Genomic DNA, 25454 nt, shown 5'->3' on the forward strand with positions numbered 1-25454 from the left:
TTTTGGGTGAACAGGAGATTCAAATGATTTTACGTGTACTGGGCGTTTCGCTGATTGGTTTAACACTCGCTGGTTGTGTGAATGACAGTTCACTTTCTGGCGACGTCTATAGCGCTTCTGAGGCTAAACAAGTTCAGAACGTGACTTACGGTACCATTGTTAATGCGCGTCCTGTTCAAATTCAGGGCGGCGATGAAAACAACGTAATGGGTGCTATCGGCGGTGCGGTTCTGGGCGGCTTCCTCGGTAACACCGTAGGCGGTGGTACGGGCCGTTCTCTGGCGACAGCAGCAGGTGCCGTTGCCGGTGGTGTCGCAGGCCAGGGCGTTCAGGGTGCAATGAACAAAACCCAGGGCGTGGAGCTGGAAATCCGCAAAGATGACGGTAGCACCATTATGGTCGTTCAGAAACAAGGCAACACCCGCTTCTCCGCTGGCCAGCGTGTTGTTCTGGCGAGCAATGGCCGTCAGGTGACGGTTTCCCCGCGTTAATCTGATAACGGATGTGGCTCTCGGGCCACATCCGTTTACAAAACACATCATTTGAATGAATATATTTACAATATATATTTATTGCACTTATTATTAATGTTATCTGATATTGTTTCTGCGCAAAGTATTTATTGAATAAATAGTTTAGACTCGTCGCAATTACCTCTTTTAATTCATTATAACTTTGTTAAAAATTATATGCTTGCGATGAGTCGTTTTGTAAAAGGTCGTTATATCTCGTTCTGTCTCGGTTGCATTGTTGTCATCGGGATATTACAAACGTTATTTATCAAACTGGTGGGTTGGATCCCTTCCTTTTCACCGTTTCTGTTCCCGACGCTCACCATTTTCTTGCTTGTATTTCACCTGTTTATTGCCTGTTTTATGCTAATGAAATACTGGTGTGACAGGAAACGGTTGTATCTGGTAGCGATCGCCTTCGCCTTTGCCGGTTCGGCATTGTTGATGATTGGCACGCTTTCGAGTTTCCCGGCCTGGCTGGATCTCTATCAATTCAATGTCGTCAACTATAACGATGCGATGATTTACTACATGTTCCGCCATCTGTTAATGGCGATACTGATCATCGTCTCGGCATTACTCTACACCACGCGGAGTCGGCCACTGTCACGGCTGGCGCATGTTTCAATTATTAGCGGGTTATTTGTCTTTACCTTTTGTGCCGTGTTTCTGGCCTGGGTCTATTCAAGTCATTCAGATTTGTTATCAATTGACCTGGTGGATAATGAAACCCGCCAGTTTATGGTTCTCTGGAGCCAGTGCATTAATATTTCATTAATTGTCCTGTGGATAGTGACATTAGCAACGCTGATGTTTATTACGCGCGTACGCAATCTTTTCTGGGTCGGAGGGAATTTCCTTTGCGTCTGTTATGTGGTCACGCTATCAATGCTGTTAGTGGGTGGGCATGCCGAAGATATCTCCTGGTATCGCGCCCGTTTATTTGAAACTGTCGCGACGCTGCTTATTATTTTTGTCCTGCTTTACGATGTTTTCAATTTGTATCGTGAATCACATTTAAAGTATCAGCAGTCTTATCAGAACTCGATTCGCGATCCGCTGACGCGTCTTTATAACCGCAGTTATTTTTATGATTCATTAAATCAGGCGCTGGCAATCGCCAAAGCCAACCGTCCGGTTTCGGTGATTGTCAGCGATCTCGATCGCTTCAAACGCATTAACGACAACTACGGGCACTTGCAGGGCGACAAAGTGCTGCAGTTTGTCTCTAACCTGCTGATGGATTCCGTGCGACCGCAAGATATCGCGGCACGTATCGGCGGCGAGGAGTTTGTCCTGATGCTGGAAAATACCTCTTCAGAAGAAGCACGCCAGGTCGCTGAACGCATCCGTATAAAGTTAAGCAGCTTTGATAAAGCCAGCAGTGAGGGGCAACTGCCCGAGCCGATTACGATCAGTATGGGCGTCTTCACGGCAATATCGCCGGACATAACCGCCGAGAAGTGTGTAGAAAGTGCGGATAAGGCGATGTACGAGGCCAAAGAGACTGGCCGAAACCGCGTGGTGATTTTCCAGTAAAAAGAGAAAGGCCTTGCTCATGCAAGGCCTTTTTTTACTTCTCAGTCGCGTGACTGCAACTCATGAATGTTTTGCTCAAGGCGTCCAATAAGACTGATGAGCATTTCCAGTTCTTCAGGTGATACCCCGGACAGGATTTCACCTCGCGTTTTACTGATAACGGCTTCCATCTCAGTAATGATAGGCGCCGCTTTTTCCGTCAGTTTAATCCGCTTCGCGCGACGATCGCTGGCACAGGTTTGCCGGGAGATGAGTCCTTTCTCTTCCAGTTGATCGAGCGTGCGCACCAGTGACGGTTGCTCAATACCGATCGCTTTTGCCAGTTGAATTTGCGACTGCTCGGGCGGTAGCTGATGAATGTTATGCAGCGTGACCCAATGCGTCTGTGTCAATTCCAGAGGTTTCAGGCGATGGTCAATCAGAGCACGCCAGACGCGTACCAACCTTGCCAGATCAGAACCTAATGGCGATTCCAATTTCATCTCCTTATAATTAGCTTGCTAAGTTATTATACTGATTTTAGAATAGTGTGCAGTATTTGTATTGCCAAAACAAATGCATTACTGCATTCAACATTAATAAAAGTATGATTTACACTGAATACTCATGTTACATCATTAAGACAGCCCATCGTGGCACTCAGTTCACTGCAAAGGACCACTGCTCGTGACGTTCTCGTTAAACTCCACGGGGTTACCCCTCCAGGACCTGATCTTTGGTGCATCAGTCTATTTTCCTCCCCTGTTTAAAGCCGTACTGGTGGGCTTTGCTATCTGGCTTGTCGCACACCGGCTCCTGCGAGACTGGATGTATTCCGGCGAGATCTGGCACCCCATGCTGATGGATCTCTCCCTGTTTGCCCTCTCCGTATGCCTGGGCCTTGCTGTGTTGACCGTGTGGTGAATATGTCTCTGAAAACGCTGAAATACTTTTCCACTCTTCTTGTTCTGGCGCTGGCGCTGGTTGCCGGTTGGTGGATGTGGAACTACTACATGCAGTCCCCCTGGACACGCGACGGTAAAATTCGCGCAGAGCAGGTCAGCATCACACCGCAGGTGTCAGGAAGCATCACGACACTTCTTGTTAAGGATAACCAGTTCGTCAAAAAGGGAGACGTTTTATTCCGGATTGATGATACGCCCTTTCATATCGCCATCCTCAACGCCCAGGCACAGCTAGCGAAAGCGCAGTCCGATCTCGCGAAAGCCAATAACGAAGCGACCCGTCGTCGGCATTTGTCGCAAAACTATATCTCTGCCGAAGATTTAGACACTGCCAACATAAACGTTAAGGCTATGCAAGCCAGCGTTAACGTGGCGGAAGCTACGCTCAAGCAGGCGCAGTGGGCGTTAACGCAAACGGTGGTGGAAGCACCGGTCGATGGCTGGGTGACAAACCTCTCTGCCCGCGTGGGGAACTATGCCACTACCGGTCAACCCGTTTTTGCCTTAGTCGACAGCCACTCTTTTTATGTCGTGGGCTATTTTGAAGAGACCAAGCTTCGCCATATTCAGGAAGGGGCACCTGCAACTATCACACTCTATAGCGGCTCGAAAAGGTTACAGGGTCACGTTTCCAGCATTGGGCGCGCCATTTACGATCAAAGCGTTGAGACGGATTCCGGCCTGGTACCCGATATTAAACCTAACGTTCCGTGGGTTCGTCTGGCACAGCGCGTTCCGGTTCGCGTAGAGTTTGATAACCTGCCCCAGAATCTCACGCTGGTTTCAGGCACGACCTGTACTGTTTCTATCGGAACGCGCAGATGAACCTGCGGGTGCTCTCCTGGCAAAACCTTCCGTGGGTAAAAGCGTCGCGCCCTCAGTGGCGTTACGCGCTGCGAAACGGCATTGCCATGTGCCTTGCACTGACCGTCGCCTATTACCTGAATCTGGATGAACCCTATTGGGCGATGACCTCTGCGGCGGTGGTAAGCTTTCCGACCGTCGGTGGGGTCATCAGCAAAAGTCTGGGGCGCGTGGCCGGGAGCCTGCTGGGAGCCACCGCAGCGTTAATCATTGCGGGGCATACGCTAAACGATCCGTGGCTCTTTTTACTGAGCATGGCGGCCTGGCTGGGGTTTTGTACCTGGGCCTGCGCCCATTTTACCAATAACGTCGCCTACGCATTCCAGCTGGCGGGTTATACCGCCGCCATTATTGCCTTTCCCGTCGTGAATGTACTCGACACCACCGAGCTATGGGACATCGCCCAGGCGCGCGTCTGTGAAGTGATTGTCGGCATTCTTAGCGGTGGGTTTATGATGATGATCCTGCCCAGTACCTCCGACGGGACAGCGCTTATCACCGCCCTGAAGACCATGCATGCCCGCTTACTGGAGCATGCAAGCCTTCTCTGGCAGCCAGATACCAACGATGAAATCCGTCTGGCCCACGAAAAGGTCATCGGGCAGATCCTGACCATGAATCTTCTGCGCATTCAGGCCTTCTGGAGCCACTATCGCTTTCGTCGGCAGAACAAACTCCTCAACTATTTGCTGCATCAGCAGTTGCGGATGACCAGCGCTATCTCCAGCCTGCGTCGAATGCTGCTCAACTGGCCCGCGCCGCCTGCCAACACGCGCGCCGTCATTTATACCTTGCTAGCTGCCCTCGCCCGCCCGGATACGGACATCTACACCGTGGTAAGGATCATCGCCCCGCTCGCTCCCGTCGATGAATACGATTACCGCCACCGCGCGTTCTGGCAGCGCCTGAACTATTTTTGTCGGCTGTATCTGCGAAGCAGTCGCTGGATCAACGCGGTCGAAAATGCCACTCCAATAACGGAATTCACCGTCCCCAGCAGCCCGGCGCTGGCACGCCACACCGACTATATGGAAGCGCTGTGGAGCGGTTTTCGCACCTTTTGCGCCCTTACCCTCGTTGGCGCGTGGAGCATCACCACGCAGTGGGAATCCGGCTCTGCGGCCTTGACGCTTGCCGCCATCAGCTGCGTGCTCTATTCCGTTGCCGCGTCACCGTTTAACTCGCTTACGCTGCTGTTACGCACGCTGCTGTTGCTGTCGCTGTTCAGTTTTGTGGTGAAGTTTGGATTGATGGTTCAGATAAGCGACCTGTGGCAGTTCCTGCTGTTCCTGTTCCCGCTGTTAACCACCATGCAGCTGCTGAAACTGCAAATGCCCAGGCTGGCCGGTCTTTGGGGGCAGCTGATTGTCTTTATGGGGTCGTTTATCTCTGTGACGAATCCACCGGTGTATGATTACGCCGACTTTCTCAATGACAATCTGGCGAAGATCCTCGGCGTGGGTTTGGCGTGGCTGGCGTTCGCCGTACTGCGGCCAGGTTCTGATGCGCGTAAAAGCCGCAGACATATCCGTGAACTAAGACGGGGCTTTGTCGACCAGCTTAGCCGTAAACCGCATCTGCGTGAAAGCGAGTATGAATCGCTGGTTTATCACCATGTCAGCCAGCTCAATAATAGCCAGGACTCTCTTTCTCGCCGCTGGCTGTTACGCTGGGGCGTGGTACTGCTGAACTGTTCACACGTCGTCTGGCAGCTTCGTGCGTGGGAAACGCGTTCCGACCCGCTGTCGCAGGTGCGCGATGTCTGCCTCTCCCTGCTACGCGATGTAATGAGCGAGCGCGGCGTCCAGCAGCGGCCGCTGGAAACCACGCTGGCTGAACTGCAGCGGATCTGCGATACCCTTGCGCGGCATCATCTGCCCGCGGCTCGTGATTTGGCCTCGATAATCTGGCGCCTGCACTGCTCGCTGTCGCAGCTGGAACAGGCACCGCCACCGGGAACGATTGGGGATCAGATCACGCCACAGGCATAGCGTGCTCCGCCACCCCCGAGGGGTTTAGGCTGATCGGACATGTTATCGCCGCCGACATGGATCATCAGCGCTTTCCCTTTCACCTCGTCCAGCTTTTTCAGACGAGGTGCCACCACCGGATCCGTCGCTTTACCGTCATTGTTCACCACCAGCACAGGCAAATCGCCTAAATGTCCCATTCCCTCCGGGCCTTCATGCTTGCCGGAATGCTGCGGATCGAGGTGACCCCCTGCTGCTTCCGCCGCCGACGGTTTGCCTTCTTTTAACGCGGGCTGACAGCTGCCTTTTGCATGGACATGGAAACCATGTTCACCGGGAGGAAGTGCTTTGAGGTTGGGGGCGAACTCCAGCCCTTTATCGGTCTCCGTGATCTTCACCGTACCGATGGACTGACCTACCCCCTGTGAGGTGACGAGATTCATTTCTACTTCGTCGCTGGCTGCCTGCGCCCCTGCGCAAACAACCAGCGTGACCAATGCCAGAGCAAAACGCTTCATATGACCTCCGCTGGTTATTTTTTGCCCCTTAAGTGTATACCAGAGGCAAAGATTTCACCGGAAAGTCACCTTATGGCGGTTTATGGCACGTCGTAACCCAGCGCGGCCTTGCGGATGCGGAACCACTGCTGACGGCTCATCTGCAGCTCTTCGGCCGCCAACGCGGACCGCACACGCTCAATTTTACCCGAACCGATAATCGGCAGTGGTTTAGACGGCAGACGCAGGATCCACGCATAGACCACCTGCTCAATGCTTTCGGCATTCAGTTCGCGGGCAACGGCTTCCAGCTCGTCACGCAGGGGCTGGAATTCATCGTCATTGAACAAACGACCGCCGCCGAGGCACGACCACGCCATAGGACGGATGCGCAACTGCTGTAGCTGATCGAGCGTACCATCCAGCAGCAGCGGCTGGTGTACTGGAGAGATCTCGACCTGATTAGTGGCCAGGGTAAACGGCAAACGCGATTGCAGGAGCGCAAACTGCGCCGGGGTGAAGTTAGACACGCCAAAGTGTCGGACTTTGCCACTCTGGTGCAGATTCAGAAACGCTTCCGCCACCTCATCGGCATCCATCAACGGGTCCGGACGATGGATCAGCAGCAGATCGATATGATCAGTTGCCAGATTCACCAGAGATTGTTCGGCACTTTTAATAATGTGTGCGCTGTCGGTAATGTAATGGCCGAGTGTGTTTTCAGGTTTCGCGGTGGTGGCGATCCCGCACTTGGTGACGATCTCCATCCGCTGACGCAGGGCTGGCACCAGCTTTAGCGCCTCGCCGAAGGCGGCTTCACACTGATAGCCGCCATAGATGTCGGCATGATCGACGGTGGTGATGCCTAAATCGAGATGCTCTTCAATGAAGCTTGCCAGCTGAAGCGGGGACATATTCCAGTCCATCAAACGCCAGTAGCCCATGACAAAACGGGAGAATTCCGGGCCCTGCGGGGCAAGGGTAATACGCTGAACCATAACATTTTCCTCAAGAACGTGATGTCATGAGTATACGCAATTACCGTGTTAAAACAGTGAAGGTTGCTGGGGTTCTTCGGTTTCCCCCGCTTTGTTTGCGCGAATTTTGCGCAGCAGACGCTGTCGGCAGAGGCGAAGCACGTCCTGCTTTTGCGTATCGCTAAAGTTTTGCCAGTTAAACCGCTCATCACGGGTACGCATACACCCACGGCAATAGCCGCGTTCATCAACCTGACAAATCCCCCGGCACGGGCTCTGGATGGGGAAAAATTCCAGTTGCTCTGCCACACTCACCTCCACAAACCGACCATCACTTACAGTGAAGACGTTATGCGCCTACTGTGCAAGAGATTTACCACCGTTTTGTGGCATTAAGGTTTCACTAATCTTCCCTCTCTATACTCGCCGCATCACTATAAAGAATGGTTTGCTTATGATGTGGTTTGCAAAAAAGTTACACTGTAACGATATTAAATTCACTCTGGGTTGTGCGCTTTTCTTCACTGCGCTAAATGCACTTTTTATTCAGCGCAGCTGGGCCATTATCGCCCCTGCACATCTGCACGATATCCTCTTCGCCGCTTCCGTACCGCTGGTGCTGTTCTGCGGCTGGGTGATTGTCTTTAGCCTGCTTAATATTCCCTTTATTCGTAAGCCGCTGCTGATTGTCCTGACCATGGGATGTGCTGCCGCGACCTACTTTATGTACACCTACGGCGCGGTTATCGATCAGAACATGATTGTGAACGTGTTTGAAACCAATTCCCAGGAAGCCACGGCACTGCTCACGCCACAGATGATCCTGTGGATTGCCGTTGCCGGTATTGTCCCTTCCGTCATACTCGCACTGACGCGGATCCGTACCGGGAAATGGTGGTATGCCCTCCTGATGCGCTTTGCAGCAATGCTGGGGGCACTTCTGGTCATTATTCTGGTGGCTGCCGTCTTTTATAAAGATTACGCCTCGCTGTTTCGGAATAATAAAAGCATTGTCAAAATGGTCACGCCGGCGAACTACGTCAGCGCCGTCGTGAAATACAGCAAAATGCGCTGGTTTGCGGGCGACCAAACGCTGGTACGCATCGGTGAAGATGCCCATAAAGGCCCACTGATTGCCGGGCAGCAGAAAAAAACCGTGTTGGTGCTGGTCGTCGGTGAAGCCTCACGCGCGGCAAACTACTCGCTCAACGGTTACGGGCGCGAAACTAACCCAGAACTGAAAAAGCAAGACGTCATTAACTTCCCGCAGGCCTCATCCTGCGGTACCGAAACCGCCGTTTCTGTCCCTTGTATGTTCTCCGGCATGACCCGAAAAAAATACGATGCCGACCTCGCGCGTCACCAGGAAGGTCTGCTCGACGTGCTTAACCATGCAGGTGTCAATCTGCTGTGGCGCGATAATGACGGCGGCTGTAAAGGTGCCTGCGACCGTGTGCCGCACACAGACATGACGCAGTGGAAACTGGATCAATTCTGCAAAGACAAAACCTGTATTGATGATGTGAATCTCTATCGTCTGGATAATGTGCTGGACGGTCTGAAGCAAGACACGGTATTGGTTATACATCTGATGGGCAGTCACGGTCCGGCGTATAGCAAACGCTATCCGGACAATTTCCGAAAATTTACGCCAACCTGTGATACCAACGAAATTCAGGACTGCGATCATCAGGCGCTGATGAACACCTATGACAACACCATCCTCTATACCGACAGTGTGGTCAGTAAAACGATTGACGCCTTAAAAGCCCGTCAGGCCAACATGAATACTGCGCTGATTTATCTTTCCGATCACGGTGAATCACTGGGTGAAAGCGGGATTTATCTGCACGGTACGCCCTACATGCTGGCGCCAGAGCAGCAAACGCATATTCCCTTTATGTTCTGGCTCTCCCCTGACTACGCGAAAAATTATGGCGTCAACGAGCAGTGTTTGCGTGACCATGCAGCAAAAGATGCGGTATCGCAGGACAATTTGTTCGCCACCGTACTGGGCATGATGGACGTGAAATCAACGGTTTATCAGCAACAGATGGATATTTTGTCGCCATGTCGTCACTCAGCAAGCTTGCATTAGACCGAACGGTCTATTAGAGTGCATCCATGAGCAGACACACTGAACACGATACACGCGAACATTTACTGGCAACCGGCGAGCGTCTTTGCATGCACCGCGGGTTTACCGGTATGGGGTTGAGTGAGTTACTGAAAACCGCTGAGGTGCCGAAGGGGTCGTTTTATCACTACTTCCGCTCCAAAGAAGCCTTCGGCGTGGCCATGCTGGAGCGGCACTACGCCAGCTACCATCAGCGCCTTGCCACCCACTTCGCCAGCGGTGCAGGTAACTACCGGGATCGTGTTCTGAACTACTATCAGGAAACGCTGACGCAGTTCTGTCAGCAGGGCATCATCAGCGGTTGCCTGACGGTAAAACTCTCTGCAGAAGTGTGCGATCTCTCCGAAGATATGCGCGCGGCGATGGATAAAGGTGCCAGCGGGGTTATCGCCCTGCTCGCGCAGGCGCTGGCGAAGGGACGTGATGAAAACACGCTCTCCTTCCCCGGTGACCCGCTAACACAGGCTCAGGTTTTATACTCCCTCTGGTTAGGAGCCAACCTGCAGGCCAAGATTTCTCGCAGTGCCGTGCCGCTCGAAAGCGCGCTGGCACATGTAAAAAGCAGTATTAGTGCGCCTGGCGCTTAGCAGGCGTTTTTATTTACATTATTACTAGTCGACTGGTCTACTCAGGAGTCGTTATGTCCGCTGAAAAGTTATTTACCCCACTGAAAGTGGGCGCCGTTACCGCGCCAAACCGTGTGTTTATGGCCCCGCTGACCCGTCTTCGCAGCATCGAGCCGGGTGACATCCCAACGCCTCTGATGGGTGAATATTACCGTCAGCGCGCAAGCTCAGGCCTTATCATCTCAGAAGCCACGCAGATTTCAGCCCAGGCGAAAGGCTATGCCGGTGCGCCCGGTCTGCACAGCCCGGAACAGATTGCCGCGTGGAAGAAAATCACCGCAGGCGTGCACGCAGAAGATGGCCGCATTGCGGTTCAGCTGTGGCACACCGGCCGTATCTCGCACAGCAGCATCCAGCCTGGCGGTCAGGCTCCGGTGTCTGCTTCTGCCCTGAGCGCAAATACCCGAACGTCCCTGCGCGATGAAAACGGCAATGCAATCCGCGTCGATACCTCCATGCCGCGCGCGCTGGAGCTGAACGAGATCCCTGGCATCGTGAACGATTTCCGTCAGGCCGTGGCGAACGCCCGTGAAGCCGGTTTCGACCTGGTTGAGCTGCACTCTGCACACGGTTACCTGCTGCACCAGTTCCTGTCACCGTCTTCTAACCACCGCACGGACCAGTACGGCGGCAGCGTCGAAAACCGCGCGCGTCTGGTCCTGGAAGTGGTGGATGCGGTGTGTAAAGAGTGGAGCGCAGACCGTATTGGTATTCGCGTCTCCCCAATTGGTTCTTTCCAGAACGTCGACAACGGCCCGAACGAAGAAGCGGACGCGCTGTATCTGATTGAAGAGCTGGCGAAACGCGGTATTGCTTATCTGCACATGTCCGAGCCGGACTGGGCAGGCGGCCAGCCTTACACAGAAGCATTCCGCCAGAAAGTGCGCGAGCGCTTCCACGGCGTGATCATCGGTGCGGGTGCCTATACCCCAGAAAAAGCGGAAGATCTGATCGGCAAAGGCCTGATCGACGCCGTCGCGTTTGGCCGTGACTTTATTGCGAACCCGGATCTGGTTGCCCGTCTGCAGAAGAAAGCGGAGCTGAACCCACAGCGCCCTGAAAGCTTCTACGGCGGCGGCGCGGAAGGCTATACCGACTACCCTTCGCTGTAATCCCCCATTGTGCATTGATAGCGGCGACATTTCGCCGCTATACTAAAACATCGTTTCTGTTCAAAAAGATACTCCATTCTATTGGTTAATGAGGAAATTATGCGCCTACTTCACACCATGCTGCGCGTTGGCGACCTGCAACGTTCCATCAATTTCTACACTAACGTTCTGGGCATGACGCTGCTGCGCACCAGCGAAAACCCTGAATACAAATACTCGCTGGCGTTCGTGGGTTACGGCCCGGAAACCGATGAAGCCGTCATTGAGCTGACCTATAACTGGGGCGTGGAAAGCTATGAGCTGGGCACCGCATACGGTCATATCGCGCTGGAAGTGGACAACGCAGCGGAAGCCTGCGAGCGCATCCGCAGCAACGGCGGCAACGTTACGCGTGAAGCGGGCCCGGTAAAAGGCGGCACCACCGTGATTGCGTTTGTTGAAGATCCCGACGGTTATAAAATCGAACTGATCGAAGCCAAAGACGCTGGCCGCGGTCTGGGCAACTGATCCCGCAGGGCGCACTATGCGCCCGTAGTTTTACTGCATCCCCTCTCAAAATTTGCCATAATGCGCACTGCTTTTTTCCCCTTGTAAGAGACCCTGATGTCCGATAACGCTCAATTTACCGGTCTGTGCGACCGTTTTCGTGGTTTTTATCCCGTTGTCATTGATGTAGAAACAGCCGGATTTAACGCTAAAACCGATGCGCTGCTTGAAATTGCCGCCATCACGCTGAAGATGGATGAACAGGGCTGGCTTACACCGGACACCACGCTGCATTTCCATGTTGAACCTTTCGAAGGAGCAAACCTGCAGCCAGAGGCGCTGGCCTTTAACGGTATCGATCCGAAAAACCCGTTACGTGGCGCGGTCAGCGAATATGACGCGCTGCACGCCATTTTTAAAATGGTGCGCAAAGGCATGAAAGAGAATGACTGTAGCCGCGCCATTATGGTGGCCCACAACGCGACGTTCGACCACAGCTTTACGATGGCCGCCGCAGAGCGCGCCTCGCTGAAACGCAACCCGTTCCATCCGTTTGTGACCTTTGACACCGCAGCGCTAAGCGGTCTGGCGCTGGGGCAAACGGTGCTGTCCAAAGCCTGCATCACGGCAGGGATTGAGTTTGACGGCACCCAGGCGCACTCGGCGCTCTACGATACAGAGCGAACGGCAGAACTGTTCTGTGAAATTGTTAACCGCTGGAAACGTCTGGGCGGCTGGCCGCTGCCAATGGATGATGAGGCCTATCGCCAATCGTAGGCCGGGTAAGCGCAGCGCCACCCGGCAAAAAAAAAGCGACCACACTAAGCGGGTCGCTTTTTTATTAACGCAGAAACTTACTCCGCGTCTGGTTCTTCCGTTTTGTACTTCGCCGCCGTCTCTTTGATCAACTGCTGCAGTTCGCCACGCTGATACATTTCAATCAGGATGTCGCAACCGCCCACCAGCTCACCGTCAACCCACAGCTGTGGGAAAGTCGGCCAGTTTGCGTATTTTGGCAGCTCAGCGCGGATGTCCGGGTTCTGCAGGATATCAACGTAAGCAAAACGCTCACCACAGGCAGATAACGCCTGAACCGCTTGCGCAGAGAAACCGCAGCTTGGCAGCTTCGGAGAACCTTTCATGTACAGGAGAATCGGGTTTTCAGCGATTTGTTGCTGAATTTTTTCAATAGTGGTGCTCATGTCTTGCTTCCTTTAACTTCTGTTACGGCATTAGTCTGACATTGTAGCGGTTCAGACAGACATCGGAAAATAACATTTTTGTCACGTCTTACTATTTTAACGGCTAACGCTAAAAGATGCATTGCAAATGACGTTTATCCCTGTTTGCCGTACGGTTTTGCTTAGGGAGTGAACAATAGTGCGACAGAACGATGAATTTTTTTGCACTTGCTAACGAAACATGATTTTAGAATGAAAAATGCTATTAACTTCTCGGGTTTTTATGGATTAGAATCGACAGGCTTTGTAAATCATACGCGGGTATTATTGATGGCCTGCATTAATCAGGGGACTGCCCAGTGGCGCGGATAAATAAAATCTCGATCACGCTCTGTGCTTTACTGTTTACATCACTCACTTTCACGCCAGCGGCGAACGCCTCTGAACAGGCGCGGCATTCTGCTGTACAAAAATCGCATCTGGTTAAGTCCACAGAACGTAAGAAAAAAACCACCAGCAAGACCGTAAAGAAAAAAACACCCACACCGACCAAAAAGACCGCCTCCAGCAAGACGAAAACATCCCCAACCCACACCGCACATTCTAGCCGACGTAAAGCCTCGCAAACGGCCGCCAACCTCGTGACAGAAAAATGCACTACGCGTAAAGGTCACAAAGCGAAGTGCACGAAAGTTACGAAACTAGCCGAAGTGCATAAAGTTCGTATGCAGAAAGCGCAAAAAACGGCGATGAATAAATTAATGGGGCAAATAGGTAAACCGTATCACTGGGGTGGCACTTCTCCGCGAACGGGTTTCGATTGCAGTGGCCTGGTCTATTACGCTTATAAAGACCTGGTGAAGTTCCGTATTCCGCGTACCGCTAATGAAATGTACCACCTGCGCGACGCCGCACCGGTCAATCGTGGTGAGCTGGAGAACGGTGACCTGGTGTTCTTCCGTACCCAGGGTCGCGGCACGGCTGACCATGTCGGGGTCTATGTCGGCAACGGAAAATTCATTCAGTCACCGCGTAGCGGCCAGGACATCCAGATTACCTCACTCAGTGAAGACTACTGGGTGCGTCATTACGTTGGCGCGCGCCGTGTGATGACGCCAAAAACCATTCGCTAACCCCTGCCCTGCCGCACGCGTGGCAGGGTAAGTTCCTCTTTTGCATACTCTTTCAATTTGCTATCCTTTCCCTGTTGTCTGTAGGGTTATTGACAACGTACAAATAAAATAAGGAGAGAAGCAATGTCGTTCGAATTACCTGCACTACCGTATGCAAAAGACGCCCTGGCACCACACATTTCTGCGGAAACGCTGGAGTACCATTACGGCAAACATCATCAAACCTATGTCACCAATCTGAACAACCTCATTAAAGGTACCGATTTCGAAGGCAAAACGCTGGAAGAGATCGTCCGTAGCTCAGAGGGTGGCGTGTTTAACAACGCGGCTCAGGTGTGGAACCACACCTTCTACTGGCACTGCCTGGCGCCAAATGCCGGTGGTGAACCTGACGGTGAACTGGCGAGCGCCATTAACGCCGCTTTTGGCAGCTTCGCGGACTTCAAAGCGAAGTTTACCGATGCGGCCATCAAAAACTTCGGTTCCGGCTGGACGTGGCTGGTCAAAGAAGCGGATGGCAAGCTGGCTATCGTTTCCACCTCTAATGCGGGCACCCCGCTGACTACCAGCGCTAAACCGCTGATGACCGTGGACGTATGGGAACACGCTTACTACATTGATTACCGTAACGCGCGTCCTAACTATCTGGAGCACTTCTGGGCACTGGCTAACTGGGACTTTGTGGCGAAGAACTTCGCCGCGTAAGAGACACGCAGAAGGGTTCGCCCTTCTGCGTTTTTGTTTATTCCGCCGCGCAGGCAGCTTCTGGCTGTTTACGACCGGACATCAGCACTAACAGCAGGCCGAGTGCGGCAATAATTGCGCCCATCACCGGCACAAAACTGTATCCCAGCCCACCGGAAATCACCGCCCCGCCCGCTGCAGCCCCCAGCGCATTACCCAAGTTAAACGCACCGATATTCACGGAAGAAGAGAGACCTGGCGCTTCATGGGCGACACGCATCACCCGCATCTGAAGCGGTGGTACCACGGCAAAGGTGGCAGCACCCCACACGACCATTGCGATCGCCGCACCCCATTCGTTGCGTGCCAGCCACGGGATCGCAATCATGATGACAATCAGCAGGGTTAAAAAGCCTTTCAGCGTACCGCTCACGGAGCGATCGGCCAGTTTTCCGCCCAGATAGTTACCGATAGAGAAGCCCACGCCTATCAGCACCAGCATCGCGGTAATAAAGATCGGCGTCGCGTGGGTAATATCGTGCAGCACCGGTGAAATATAGGTGTAGAGGGTAAACATCGCACCTGCCCCCAGCACCGTGGTCAGCAGCGCGGAAAGCACCTGAGGACGCATCAGCACCGACAGCTCTTTGCGCACGTCAGGACGTTCCCCGGCGCTCCCCTTCGGTAAGGAGAAGAACAGCGCCACCATCGCCACCACGCCCAGCCCTGCTGTCGCCAGGAAAGACATTCGCCAGCCAATGACTTCACCCAGCCAGGTGGCCGCAGGCACACCGCCTATGTTGGCGATCGTCAGCCCCATAAACATGGTCGCCACCGCGCTGGCCTGCTTGTGCTTCGGAACCACGCTTGCCGCAACAACCGAGCCCAGACCGAAAAATGCGCCATGATTCAGGCTGGTCAGAATACGCGACAGCATCAGAGTGGTGTAATCCGGCGCAATCGCGGAGAGCACGTTGCCCAGCGTAAAGATCGCCATCAAAAATATCAGCGCATTGCGACGCGCGCGGTGCGACAGCAGCAGCGTCATCAGCGGGGCCCCGACCATCACGCCGATGGCATAGGCGCTGATTAACATCCCGGCCGCAGGAATAGAGACGTCTACACCGCGTGCGATAACAGGCAGTAACCCCATCGGGGAAAATTCAGTGGTGCCGATCCCAAAGGCGCCAATCGCCAGGGCCAGCAGAGGAAAATTGATTTTCATGAGTCAACTCCGGATGCCGTGTCATCACGCGACACAGAACTAAGAAGTCAAAAGCATGACATCAATCACAAAATTTGAGAAGTTAACATTTTGGCAAAAGATTTTTGCCGGAGAGGTAACAATAGGAAGAAAATGAGGAGGGAGAGGACTCTCCCCCCGCGTAAATCAGTGCAGCGCAGCCGTCAAACCACCGGCAACAATCAATGCCAGCACGATAAAGGTGGTCACCAGCGAAAACTTCAGATCGGAACTCATCAATTTTTCTCCTTTTAATCACCCCACGAAAAGTGAGCTTGCTCATTTTTACACAGTTTACGTCAAAAATCTTCCTGGATTTAAACTGATATCCACTTTAGCTCTTCCCCTTTTCATCAAGATAGGACAAAATTCCACGCTAAATTTATTAGCGTACCGGCCATTGACCCCCTCCTGACGTCCTGTGTCGTTTTCCCGGCGTGTCGCAACTCAAGATTGCGTAATAAGGGTGAGAGAAGGCAAACGTTTACCTTCAAGTTTTTCAGGAGGTTAGGATATGGTCTGGAGTGACATTGAATGGCAACAATAAAAGACGTAGCAAAACGCGCAAACGTTTCCACTACAACCGTATCACATGTAATTAACAAAACCCGCTTCGTCGCGGAAGAGACGCGCAACGCCGTCTGGGCGGCGATCAAGGAGTTACATTACTCCCCAAGTGCGGTTGCGCGCAGCCTGAAGGTGAATCACACCAAGTCGATTGGCTTGCTGGCGACCAGCAGTGAAGCGGCCTATTTTGCCGAAATCATCGAAGCCGTTGAGAAAAACTGCTTCCAGAAAGGCTATACGCTGATTCTGGGCAACGCGTGGAACAGCATTGAGAAGCAGCGCGCCTACCTGTCGATGATGGCGCAAAAGCGCGTCGATGGCCTGCTGGTAATGTGTTCCGAGTACCCAGAGTCCGTACTGTCCATGCTGGAAGAGTACCGCCACATCCCGATGGTGGTGATGGACTGGGGCGAAGCGCGCGCGGACTTCACCGATTCCGTTATCGATAATGCCTTTGAAGGCGGCTATATGGCCGGTCGTTATCTGATCGAACGCGGTCACCGTGAGATTGGCGTGATCCCGGGTCCGCTGGAGCGCAACACCGGTGCGGGCCGTCTGGCCGGGTTTATGAAGGCAATGGAAGAGGCGCTCATCACCGTGCCGGAAAACTGGATTGTCCAGGGCGACTTTGAGCCGGAATCCGGTTACCGCGCAATGCAGCAGATTGTCTCCCAACCGCATCGCCCGACGGCTGTTTTCTGTGGCGGCGATATTATGGCGATGGGCGCACTCTGCGCCGCCGACGAGCTGGGCCTGCGGGTGCCGCAGGATATTTCCGTGATCGGGTATGACAACGTGCGTAACGCGCGCTTCTTCACCCCGGCGCTGACCACCATTCACCAGCCAAAAGACTCGCTGGGCGAAACGGCTTTCAACATGCTGATGGACAGGATCGTCAACAAGCGTGAAGAATCCCAGTCGATTGAAGTTCACCCACGCCTCATCGAGCGCCGCTCCGTGGCGGACGGTCCGTTCCGCGACTATCGCCGTTAATCGCTTACGGAGCCAGTTATGCTGGCTCCCGTAGCCACTCCCGATTCAACGTTTCACTGTCTCCCAGATAATCCAGAAGCCAGGCCATCGCAGGCGATACGTCGTTTTGCTGCCAGGTCAGACAGCAGGCCGCATCCGGGAACGGATTTTCCAGCGTCAGCGCTGTCCACTCTCCGGTATCGATGCGCGGACGCGCGAAGTGAACGGGCACCATCGCCACGCACAGCCCCGCAGAAAGACAGGTTGCCGACGATTCCCAGTCAGGGGCCACCACGCGGCGCTGGTTGTCCAGGAGCCAGGTGATGCGCTTGGGCAGCGAGCGCGAGGTATCTTCCAGCACCAGCGACGGCCAGTTGCGCAGCGTGTCATCGCTGAGAGGGCCTTCCATTGCCGCCAGCGGATGATCGCTGGCGACAACGCAGGTCCAGCTCAGCATCCCCATATCGCGAAATGCATAGCGTCCCCCAACGGGGATCGCCTGCGTTGCACCAATCGCCATCTCCACCCTGCCATCCGCCAGCGCATCCCAGACGCCGTTGAACACCTCCTGGGAGACCCGCAGTTCGACATCAGAAAAGTGACGATAGAAATCCACGATCATTTGCCGGGTCCGTTCCGGCTTAACGATATTATCCACCGCGATGGAGAGATGGCCTCGCCAGCCGTTAGCGATCTGCTGACACTGCTCGCGGGTGATCTGCATTTTTTTGATGACAGAACGCCCTTCCTTCAAAAACCACGCCCCTGCAGGCGTTAATTCCACGTCGCGATGACGCCGCTCGAACAGCGGAACCGCCAGCCACTCTTCCAGCTGACGCACGGTGTAACTGATCGCCGAGGGTACGCGGTGTAACTCCTGCGCGGCACCGGTGAAACTGCCGTTACGGGCAACAGCATCCACCACTTCAAGAGAATAATCTGACCACATGCTCTGCCTGCAAAAAATTTGAATGCACTCAGCAAATATTAGCGTTTCACAAGCCGCTTTGCACTCCCTACACTCTGCGCCAACGTACACCTGCCTCCTCAGGAGAATAAAACAATGCAACCCAGGAAAGGATTTTTAGTCTGGCTCGGCGGCTTAAGCGTGCTGGGCTTTTTAGCGACCGACATGTATCTGCCCGCCTTTGCCGCGATGCAGGAAGATCTGCAAACCCCCGCAGCCGCTATCAGCGCCAGCCTGAGCCTGTTCCTCGCCGGTTTTGCCTTCGCACAACTGCTCTGGGGACCGCTCTCCGACCGCTTTGGTCGTAAACCGGTGCTGCTGCTGGGTCTGGCTATTTTTGCCGTGGGCTGCCTGGGCATGCTGTGGGTACGCGACGCCACTTGGCTGCTGGTACTGCGATTCATTCAGGCCGTTGGCGTCTGTGCTGCAGCGGTCACCTGGCAGGCGCTGGTGACGGATTATTACCCGGCATCACGCACTAACCGAATTTTCGCCACCATTATGCCGCTGGTCGGTCTCTCGCCTGCCCTCGCACCGTTGCTCGGAAGCTGGATCCTGGCCCATTTCGACTGGCAGGCGATCTTCGCCACGCTCTTTGCCATCACGCTGGTATTAATGCTGCCTGCGTTTTTCCTCAAGCCTGCGCATAAAAAAGAGACGCATCCTGACGCGAAGCCGATGACCTTTGCCTCGCTGCTGCGTTCAAAAGCCTATCGCGGCAACGTCCTGATTTACGCGGCCTGTTCCGCCAGTTTCTTCGCGTGGCTGACTGGCTCGCCGTTCATTCTGCACGATATGGGATACAGCCCGGCGGCAATCGGCCTGAGTTATGTTCCGCAGACCATTGCTTTCCTGGTCGGCGGCTACGGCTGTCGTGCAGCGCTGCAGAAGTGGGAAGGCCAGCAGATGCTGCCCTGGCTACTGGTACTGTTCGCGTTAAGCGTTTTCGGCACATGGGCCGTCGGGTTTATTCCGGGTACGGGCCTGACCGAAATTTTGATTCCTTTCTGCGTCATGGCAGTCGCTAACGGTGCTATTTACCCCATCGTGGTGGCGCAGGCGTTACGTCCGTTCCCACAGGCGACGGGACGCGCCGCCGCGCTGCAGAACACGTTACAGCTGGGTCTGTGCTTCCTGGCGAGTCTGGTGGTCTCTGCGTTGATTGTCACGCCGCTCCTGACCACCACCAGCGTGATGCTGGTGACCGTTGCGCTGGCTGCCCTTGGCTACCGTATGCAGTCTTCCGCTCAGCGCGAGCAGAATGCGCGTCAGAAGGTGGAAACGTCGCACGCATAATCGCGCCAGAAATTATGTTAAGACATAGTGATTAGGTTGCTAAGAATTTTCTATTGAATCACCAAATTTTGAGGCCTATACTAAATTTGGTTCGATTAAATACGATAAATATTAAGTGTTAACGGGAGCCGGAGTGCTCCCGTTTTACCATGGAAGGCTTTTCGGCAAGGGTTATCTCCCTTCCTCTGTTCTACGTCGGATATTAGCCTCGCGGGCATTTACCGTGAGATTTCTCACAAACCCAAAAAAGCGTCTACGCTGTTTTAAGGTTCTGATCACAGCAAGGTGATGGAGAAGCTATGAGTTCATCGTGTATAGAAGAAGTCAGCGTTCCGGACGATAACTGGTCCCGGATCGTCAGTGAACTGTTGGGACGTGCGGGCATCACGATTAATGGGTCTTCCCCCGCCGATCCGCAGGTCAAACATCCCGATTTTTTTAAACGCGTCTTGCAGGAGGGATCGTTAGGCCTGGGCGAAAGCTATATGGACGGCTGGTGGGAGTGTGAACGTCTGGACATGTTTTTCTCCAGCGTATTGCGCGCCGGTCTTGAAAATCAGCTCCCTCGCCACTTCAAAGATACGCTGCGTATCGCCTCCGCTCGACTGTTCAATCTGCAAAGTAAAAAGCGGGCATGGATCGTCGGTAAAGAGCACTACGATCTCGGTAATGACCTGTTCAGCCGTATGCTTGATCCCTTAATGCAATATTCCTGCGGCTACTGGAAAAAGGCCACAACGCTTGAAGAGGCGCAGCAAGATAAACTGCGTCTAATCTGCGAGAAACTGCAGTTAAAACCGGGTATGCGCGTGCTGGATATCGGCTGCGGCTGGGGCGGTCTGGCGTATTTTATGGCGAAGCATTACGGTGCCAGCGTTGTGGGCGTGACGATTTCAGCTGAGCAACAAAAAATGGCGCAGGCACGCTGCCAGGAGCTGGATGTCGATATTCGGCTTCAGGACTACCGCGACCTAAACGAACAGTTCGACCGCATCGTTTCCGTTGGCATGTTCGAGCACGTGGGTCCGAAAAACTACAGAACCTATTTTGACGTTGCTGACCGAAACCTGAAGCCTGACGGTATTTTCCTGCTCCATACCATTGGTTCTAAGCGCACCGACAATAACGTCGACCCGTGGATCAATAAATACATCTTTCCGAATGGCTGTTTACCGTCCGTGCGGCAGATTGCTAACGCCAGCGAGCCCCACTTCATTGTGGAAGACTGGCATAACTTCGGCGCGGATTACGACACCACATTGATGGCATGGCACTCCCGTTTTCAGGAAGCCTGGCCTGAGATTGCAGACAACTATTCCGAACGGTTCAAACGCATGTTTAGCTATTATCTGAATGCCTGTGCGGGTGCGTTCCGTGCGCGGGATATTCAGCTCTGGCAGGTTGTTTTCAGTCGCGGCATTGAACACGGATTACGTGTCGCCCGCTAAAAAAATAACCCCGGATATCCGGGGTTATTTTTTATTCTTCCTCAACGGCTTTTATTATCGCCGCCTCTTTCGCCGCCAGGACGCGTTCAACGGTATCCACAACCGCCTGGGTTTGCGGATCGATTTCGATATTCACGCGATGCCCCAGTTTTTTTGCGCCCAGCGTTGTGCGCTGCAGCGTTTCGGGAATTAAATGCACGCAAAAGCGCGTCGGCGTCACTTCTCCGACCGTCAGACTAATCCCATCAATACCAATAAATCCTTTGTACAGGATGTATTTCATTAATGCGGGATCCTGAACTTTAAACCAGATTTGACGGTTATTTTCCGAGGTCACAATTTTTGCGACCTCGGCGGTGGTCATGATGTGGCCCGACATCAGATGGCCGCCGATCTCGTCGCTGAACTTCGCCGCGCGCTCAACGTTGACGGTATCCCCCACCACCAGTTCACCCAGGTTGGTGATACGCAGCGTCTCTTTCATTAAATCGAAGCTAATCTGGTTACCGTTAATTTCGGTCACCGTCAGGCAGCAGCCGTTATGTGCAATCGAGGCGCCGGTCTCTATGCCGTCGAGCATATATTCCGGCAGCTCAACCACGTGAGTGCGGAAATTGGGTTTTTCATCAATGGACACCACTTTGGCGGTGCCCTGCACAATACCAGTAAACATGCTTACAACTCCTGTTTTTTCCGGACGGTGGTGACACCGTTTAATCCCATCACAATAACAGTTGGAAAAACAGGTTGCCAGTGGAGCGCATTTTCTGGCGATTTTTTCACTAGATAAATAGTTAAAGCCCGCTACAATAGCTGGCACCCCCCTGCATTTTCTTCTTGCTGCCCGTTTCGGCGGCTTTTTTAGTCTCTCAAATAACTACAAAATAAAGGTGTTCACGTGCAGAAGTACATGAATGAAGCGCGCCAGTTATTGGCACTGGCTATACCAGTGATCATCGCGCAAGTGGCCCAAACCGCAATGGGATTTGTGGATACGGTAATGGCAGGTGGTTACAGCGCCACCGATATGGCTGCCGTGGCAATCGGCACTTCTATCTGGCTACCGGCCATCCTGTTTGGTCACGGTTTACTGCTCGCGCTCACGCCAGTTATTGCACAGCTGAACGGCTCGGGCCGCCGCGAGCGCATTGCCCACCAGGTTCGTCAGGGTTTTTGGCTGGCAGGGTTTGTCTCCGTGCTGATTATGGTGGTGCTCTGGAACGCCGGGCACATCATTCGCGCAATGGACAACATTGACCCGGCGCTGGCGGATAAAGCCGTGGGCTATCTGCGCGCCCTGCTCTGGGGCGCGCCTGGCTACCTCTTTTTCCAGGTGGCGCGTAACCAGTGTGAAGGTCTGGCAAAAACCAAGCCCGGTATGGTGATGGGCTTTATCGGTCTGCTGGTCAATATCCCGGTGAACTACATCTTTATTTACGGCCACTTCGGCATGCCGGAGCTGGGCGGCGTCGGGTGCGGCGTGGCGACGGCAGCCGTATACTGGGTGATGTTCTTCTCAATGATCACCTTTGTAAAACGCGCCCGTTCCATGCGCGATATTCGCAACGAGAAAAGATTTAGCACGCCGGACTGGAACATCATGACGCGCCTGGTGCAGTTAGGGCTGCCTATCGCGCTGGCGCTGTTCTTCGAAGTGACCCTGTTTGCCGTGGTCGCCCTGCTGGTCTCCCCGCTGGGCATTATTGATGTCGCGGGCCACCAGATTGCGCTGAACTTCAGTTCCCTGATGTTCGTCCTGCCGATGTCGCTGGCCGCGGCGGTGACGATTCGCGTAGGCTTCCGTCTAGGCCAGGGATCAACGCTGGATGCGCAAACGGCCGCCCGGACCGGGCTGGGCGTCGGCGTCTGCATGGCCGTCTGTACGGCGCTCTTTACCGTTGCATTACGCGAGCAGATTGCGCTGCTCTACAACGACAACCCGGAAGTCGTCACGCTGGCGTCGCACCTGATGCTGCTGGCCGCAATTTACCAGATCTCTGACTCCATCCAGGTGATTGGCAGCGGCGTGCTGCGCGGATATAAAGACACGCGTTCGATCTTCTTTATCACCTTCATCGCCTATTGGGTGCTGGGACTGCCGACAGGCTACATCCTGGCGCTTACCGACCTGGTGGTGGATCGCATGGGTCCGGCAGGGTTCTGGATGGGCTTTATCATCGGTCTGACCTCTGCGGCCATCATGATGATGCTGCGTATGCGTTTTCTGCAACGCCAGCCTTCCATGGTCATTTTGCAACGCGCCGCACGTTAAACAGGCAGTAGCCGCCAGCTGGCGGCTACTTTCTCTTCACTTTGCGCGGTAATGAAGCAATCGCGTGAATTCAGAGAGAAAAATGCGTTTTCCCTCTTGCCTCAACGATGCTGTGCCGCTAATATTCGTCCCCGTTGTCACCGACAACACGTTGCGTTCATAGCTCAGTTGGTTAGAGCACCACCTTGACATGGTGGGGGTCGTTGGTTCGAGTCCAATTGAACGCACCATTCTGCGTCCGTAGCTCAGTTGGTTAGAGCACCACCTTGACATGGTGGGGGTCGGTGGTTCGAGTCCACTCGGACGCACCATTTCAGTCCTGAAATGGTGCAAATCCTCTCTTTATGTTCTGAATTATCCCAATCTCCTGATTTCTTAATTATTCTCCTGCTACGCTTTTCTCATGACAAAAAAAGCAGGAAGAACGCCGATGAAGAAAATCGCGATTATTGGCTCCGGCCCAACAGGGATTTACACCTTTTACGCACTTCTTAAAAATACGCAGCCGCTTTCGATCTCCGTCTTTGAACAAGCTGATGAAGCTGGCGTGGGTATGCCCTATAACGACGACGAAAACTCTCGTCTGATGCTGGCGAACATTGCAAGCATTGAAATCCCGCCCATTTTTATGACCTATCTCGACTGGCTTAAGGGCCAGAGCGAAGCCCATCTGGCGCGCTTTAAGGTTGATAAAGCCCGTTTGCATGACCGGCAGTTCCTGCCCCGGCTCCTGCTGGGTGAGTATTTCCGCGACAGCTTTCTCACGGTTGTAAAAGAGGCTAAAAAATTAGGATTCAAGGTCGAGATCCACGAATCCTCGGAAGTCACAGATATCGAGGTCAACTCAAACGCCATCACGCTTTCAGTTAACGGTGATGCGTTCGCCGATCGGTATGACCTTGCGGTTATCGCCACCGGTCACGTCTGGCCAGACGAAGATGAAGCCACGCGCACGTTCTTCCCAAGCCCGTGGTCAGGACTCATGGACGCCGAAATCCGCCCCTGTAAGGTTGGCATTATGGGAACGTCTTTGAGCGGTCTGGACGCGGCCATGGCGGTGGTGATGCAGCATGGTCAGTTTGTGGACGACGCGTTCATTCTGGATAAAGGAAGCGAGGCGCTAAAAATTGTCCTGATGTCCCGGACCGGCATTTTACCAGAGGCCGATTTTTACTGCCCGATCCCTTACGAGCCGCTGTCGGTACTGACTGAATTCGTGGTTCAAACCGAGATTGCCAAAGGAGCAGACGGCTTGCTGGACCGCATCTTCGCCCTGATGGTTAAAGAGCTTGAACTTGCCGACCCGGCGTGGTGCGAGGCCATATCGCTGTGGCAACAGGACGCAGACAGCCTTCGCGAGGCGTGGTTTGAAGAGCGTAAACAGCACGGTCCCTTTACCTGGGCGGAAGAGAATCTCAAAGAGGTCGAGCGAAACAAACGTGAACGGCGCACCGTGGCCTGGCGCTATACCGTACTTCGCCTGCACGAGATCGTTGCAGAAATCGTACCCGCCCTGAACGAAAAGGACAGAGCGCGGTTCAAAGCCGGGCTGGAGCGCGTGTTTATTGATAACTATGCCGCCATCCCCCCTCAGTCTATTCGCAGGCTGCTTGCCCTGCGCGAGGCGGGGATCATAAGCGTAGTGGCATTGGGTGAGGATTACACTCTGGATATCGGTAGTGCTCAAACGGTCATTACCACCAAAGAGCACCGCTACCGCTTCGACGTCTTTATTGATGCGCGCGGGCAGAAACCCCTCAAGACAAAAGATTTACCCTTCCCGTCCTTGCGTAAACTGCTACAAACGACAGGCGACGATATACCCGATGTTGGTGAAGATTACACGCTGCTGGCGCCCGATACGCTTCGCGGACGTATTGCCTTTGGTGCGATACCGTGGCTGATGCACGACCGCCCCTTTGTACAGGGGCTGGCAGAGTGCGCAGAGATTGGGGAAGCAATGGCAAAAGCGGCAAATAAACCTGCGTCGGTTACGCGCAAAAAGTTACCTTTTATGGAAAACTGAC

Annotated in this window: 26 protein-coding genes and 2 tRNA genes; 19 read left to right on the forward strand and 9 right to left on the reverse strand. The window is 53.8% G+C overall.

Translation table 11 applies throughout. From position 1 onward, the window contains the following. Positions 1 to 23 precede the first annotated feature (23 nt). Together slyB and AC2T6E_RS03610 are read left to right on the forward strand one after the other, a co-directional pair. A complete protein-coding gene (slyB, locus tag AC2T6E_RS03605) occupies positions 24 to 491 on the forward strand; it encodes an outer membrane lipoprotein SlyB (RefSeq protein ID WP_010430343.1) in 468 nt (155 codons plus the stop codon). Between the two features lie 198 nt (positions 492 to 689). Then, positions 690 to 2051, forward strand: a complete 1362-nt coding sequence (locus AC2T6E_RS03610) for a sensor domain-containing diguanylate cyclase (protein WP_214594102.1) — start codon at positions 690 to 692, stop codon at positions 2049 to 2051. A 41-nt stretch (positions 2052 to 2092) separates the two neighbouring features. Here AC2T6E_RS03610 and slyA read toward each other — a convergent pair whose 3' ends face one another. Continuing rightward, on the reverse strand, positions 2093 to 2533 hold the full coding sequence (gene slyA, locus AC2T6E_RS03615) for a transcriptional regulator SlyA (RefSeq protein WP_029485052.1): 441 nt from the start codon (positions 2531 to 2533) through the stop codon (positions 2093 to 2095). A gap of 184 nt (positions 2534 to 2717) precedes the next feature. Between slyA and AC2T6E_RS03620 the strand changes: the two genes are divergently transcribed. Genes AC2T6E_RS03620 through AC2T6E_RS03630 form a run of 3 tightly spaced genes read left to right on the forward strand, consistent with a single transcriptional unit; the run spans position 2718 to position 5850 of the window. Then, positions 2718 to 2954 (forward strand): DUF1656 domain-containing protein, encoded by a 237-nt coding sequence (locus AC2T6E_RS03620; protein ID WP_010430338.1) that lies wholly within the window; start codon positions 2718 to 2720, stop codon positions 2952 to 2954. A 2-nt stretch (positions 2955 to 2956) separates the two neighbouring features. After that, positions 2957 to 3820: an efflux RND transporter periplasmic adaptor subunit gene (locus AC2T6E_RS03625; RefSeq protein ID WP_458666766.1), complete on the forward strand. Its 864-nt coding sequence runs from the start codon at positions 2957 to 2959 to the stop codon at positions 3818 to 3820. Continuing rightward, positions 3817 to 5850, forward strand: a complete 2034-nt coding sequence (locus AC2T6E_RS03630) for an FUSC family protein (protein ID WP_486690597.1) — start codon at positions 3817 to 3819, stop codon at positions 5848 to 5850. The genes AC2T6E_RS03625 and AC2T6E_RS03630 overlap by 4 nt, the downstream gene beginning before the upstream one ends. On the opposite strand, the gene sodC is transcribed toward AC2T6E_RS03630, so the two are convergent. The 3 genes from sodC to AC2T6E_RS03645 form a co-directional block, all read right to left on the reverse strand. Beyond that, the gene (gene sodC, locus AC2T6E_RS03635) at positions 5829 to 6347 is read right to left on the reverse strand and encodes a superoxide dismutase [Cu-Zn] SodC (RefSeq protein WP_010430333.1); all 519 of its coding nucleotides are present in this window, start codon (positions 6345 to 6347) and stop codon (positions 5829 to 5831) included. The two genes, AC2T6E_RS03630 and sodC, sit on opposite strands and share 22 nt — an antisense overlap. An 80-nt stretch (positions 6348 to 6427) precedes the next feature. Continuing rightward, positions 6428 to 7324: an aldo/keto reductase gene (locus AC2T6E_RS03640; protein WP_486690600.1), complete on the reverse strand. Its 897-nt coding sequence runs from the start codon at positions 7322 to 7324 to the stop codon at positions 6428 to 6430. A gap of 48 nt (positions 7325 to 7372) precedes the next feature. After that, on the reverse strand, positions 7373 to 7612 hold the full coding sequence (locus AC2T6E_RS03645) for a DUF1289 domain-containing protein (protein ID WP_010430327.1): 240 nt from the start codon (positions 7610 to 7612) through the stop codon (positions 7373 to 7375). 148 nt (positions 7613 to 7760) lie between these two features. On the opposite strand from AC2T6E_RS03645, the gene eptA reads away from it, so the two are divergent. The 5 genes from eptA to rnt all read left to right on the forward strand — a co-directional run bounded on the left by eptA (position 7761) and on the right by rnt (position 12441). Further along, positions 7761 to 9401: a phosphoethanolamine transferase EptA gene (eptA, locus tag AC2T6E_RS03650; RefSeq protein ID WP_120158900.1), complete on the forward strand. Its 1641-nt coding sequence runs from the start codon at positions 7761 to 7763 to the stop codon at positions 9399 to 9401. A gap of 26 nt (positions 9402 to 9427) precedes the next feature. Continuing rightward, the gene (locus tag AC2T6E_RS03655) at positions 9428 to 10027 is read left to right on the forward strand and encodes a TetR/AcrR family transcriptional regulator (RefSeq protein WP_120158813.1); all 600 of its coding nucleotides are present in this window, start codon (positions 9428 to 9430) and stop codon (positions 10025 to 10027) included. Positions 10028 to 10080: 53 nt separating this feature from the next. Then, complete coding sequence (gene nemA / locus AC2T6E_RS03660; RefSeq protein WP_010430318.1) at positions 10081 to 11178, forward strand: alkene reductase; 1098 nt, start codon at positions 10081 to 10083, stop codon at positions 11176 to 11178. A 99-nt stretch (positions 11179 to 11277) separates the two neighbouring features. Beyond that, on the forward strand, positions 11278 to 11685 hold the full coding sequence (gloA, locus tag AC2T6E_RS03665) for a lactoylglutathione lyase (RefSeq protein WP_214604949.1): 408 nt from the start codon (positions 11278 to 11280) through the stop codon (positions 11683 to 11685). Between the two features lie 96 nt (positions 11686 to 11781). Further along, on the forward strand, positions 11782 to 12441 hold the full coding sequence (gene rnt, locus AC2T6E_RS03670) for a ribonuclease T (protein ID WP_486690603.1): 660 nt from the start codon (positions 11782 to 11784) through the stop codon (positions 12439 to 12441). Positions 12442 to 12518: 77 nt separating this feature from the next. Here rnt and grxD read toward each other — a convergent pair whose 3' ends face one another. Further along, positions 12519 to 12866: a monothiol glutaredoxin 4 gene (gene grxD / locus AC2T6E_RS03675; protein ID WP_010430312.1), complete on the reverse strand. Its 348-nt coding sequence runs from the start codon at positions 12864 to 12866 to the stop codon at positions 12519 to 12521. Positions 12867 to 13204: 338 nt separating this feature from the next. Between grxD and AC2T6E_RS03680 the strand changes: the two genes are divergently transcribed. Together AC2T6E_RS03680 and sodB are read left to right on the forward strand one after the other, a co-directional pair. Continuing rightward, complete coding sequence (locus AC2T6E_RS03680; RefSeq protein ID WP_120158815.1) at positions 13205 to 13978, forward strand: C40 family peptidase; 774 nt, start codon at positions 13205 to 13207, stop codon at positions 13976 to 13978. Positions 13979 to 14101: 123 nt separating this feature from the next. Beyond that, positions 14102 to 14683, forward strand: a complete 582-nt coding sequence (sodB, locus tag AC2T6E_RS03685) for a superoxide dismutase [Fe] (protein ID WP_089599797.1) — start codon at positions 14102 to 14104, stop codon at positions 14681 to 14683. 37 nt (positions 14684 to 14720) lie between these two features. Here the strand turns inward: sodB and AC2T6E_RS03690 are convergent, their stop codons facing one another. Together AC2T6E_RS03690 and cydH are read right to left on the reverse strand one after the other, a co-directional pair. Then, the gene (locus AC2T6E_RS03690; RefSeq protein ID WP_010430305.1) at positions 14721 to 15887 is read right to left on the reverse strand and encodes an MFS transporter; all 1167 of its coding nucleotides are present in this window, start codon (positions 15885 to 15887) and stop codon (positions 14721 to 14723) included. A 165-nt stretch (positions 15888 to 16052) separates the two neighbouring features. Beyond that, positions 16053 to 16142 (reverse strand): cytochrome bd-I oxidase subunit CydH, encoded by a 90-nt coding sequence (cydH, locus tag AC2T6E_RS03695; RefSeq protein ID WP_042717882.1) that lies wholly within the window; start codon positions 16140 to 16142, stop codon positions 16053 to 16055. Positions 16143 to 16439: 297 nt separating this feature from the next. On the opposite strand from cydH, the gene purR reads away from it, so the two are divergent. After that, positions 16440 to 17465 (forward strand): HTH-type transcriptional repressor PurR, encoded by a 1026-nt coding sequence (gene purR, locus AC2T6E_RS03700; protein WP_010430302.1) that lies wholly within the window; start codon positions 16440 to 16442, stop codon positions 17463 to 17465. Positions 17466 to 17481: 16 nt separating this feature from the next. Here purR and punR read toward each other — a convergent pair whose 3' ends face one another. Continuing rightward, positions 17482 to 18393 (reverse strand): DNA-binding transcriptional activator PunR, encoded by a 912-nt coding sequence (punR, locus tag AC2T6E_RS03705; RefSeq protein ID WP_126543835.1) that lies wholly within the window; start codon positions 18391 to 18393, stop codon positions 17482 to 17484. Between the two features lie 114 nt (positions 18394 to 18507). On the opposite strand from punR, the gene punC reads away from it, so the two are divergent. Both punC and cfa read left to right on the forward strand, forming a co-directional pair. Continuing rightward, positions 18508 to 19707, forward strand: a complete 1200-nt coding sequence (gene punC / locus AC2T6E_RS03710; protein ID WP_316382586.1) for a purine nucleoside transporter PunC — start codon at positions 18508 to 18510, stop codon at positions 19705 to 19707. A 299-nt stretch (positions 19708 to 20006) separates the two neighbouring features. Then, the gene (gene cfa, locus AC2T6E_RS03715) at positions 20007 to 21155 is read left to right on the forward strand and encodes a cyclopropane fatty acyl phospholipid synthase (protein WP_148399465.1); all 1149 of its coding nucleotides are present in this window, start codon (positions 20007 to 20009) and stop codon (positions 21153 to 21155) included. 31 nt (positions 21156 to 21186) lie between these two features. On the opposite strand, the gene AC2T6E_RS03720 is transcribed toward cfa, so the two are convergent. After that, positions 21187 to 21828: a riboflavin synthase gene (locus tag AC2T6E_RS03720; RefSeq protein WP_010430291.1), complete on the reverse strand. Its 642-nt coding sequence runs from the start codon at positions 21826 to 21828 to the stop codon at positions 21187 to 21189. A 225-nt stretch (positions 21829 to 22053) separates the two neighbouring features. Here AC2T6E_RS03720 and mdtK point away from each other — a divergent pair, with 225 nt between their 5' ends. The 4 genes from mdtK (at position 22054) to AC2T6E_RS03740 (ending at position 25453) form a co-directional block, all read left to right on the forward strand. Continuing rightward, complete coding sequence (mdtK, locus tag AC2T6E_RS03725; RefSeq protein WP_108416850.1) at positions 22054 to 23427, forward strand: MdtK family multidrug efflux MATE transporter; 1374 nt, start codon at positions 22054 to 22056, stop codon at positions 23425 to 23427. Positions 23428 to 23580: 153 nt separating this feature from the next. Continuing rightward, positions 23581 to 23657 (forward strand) — tRNA-Val (locus AC2T6E_RS03730). A gap of 4 nt (positions 23658 to 23661) precedes the next feature. Then, positions 23662 to 23738, forward strand: a tRNA-Val gene (locus AC2T6E_RS03735). 119 nt (positions 23739 to 23857) lie between these two features. Next, positions 23858 to 25453 carry an FAD-NAD(P)-binding protein gene (locus tag AC2T6E_RS03740; protein ID WP_120158819.1) on the forward strand — a complete coding sequence of 532 codons (1596 nt, stop codon included), beginning with the start codon at positions 23858 to 23860 and terminating at the stop codon, positions 25451 to 25453. Position 25454 lies beyond the last annotated feature (1 nt).

It is taken from the genome of Enterobacter sp. B79-1 (assembly GCF_057444735.1).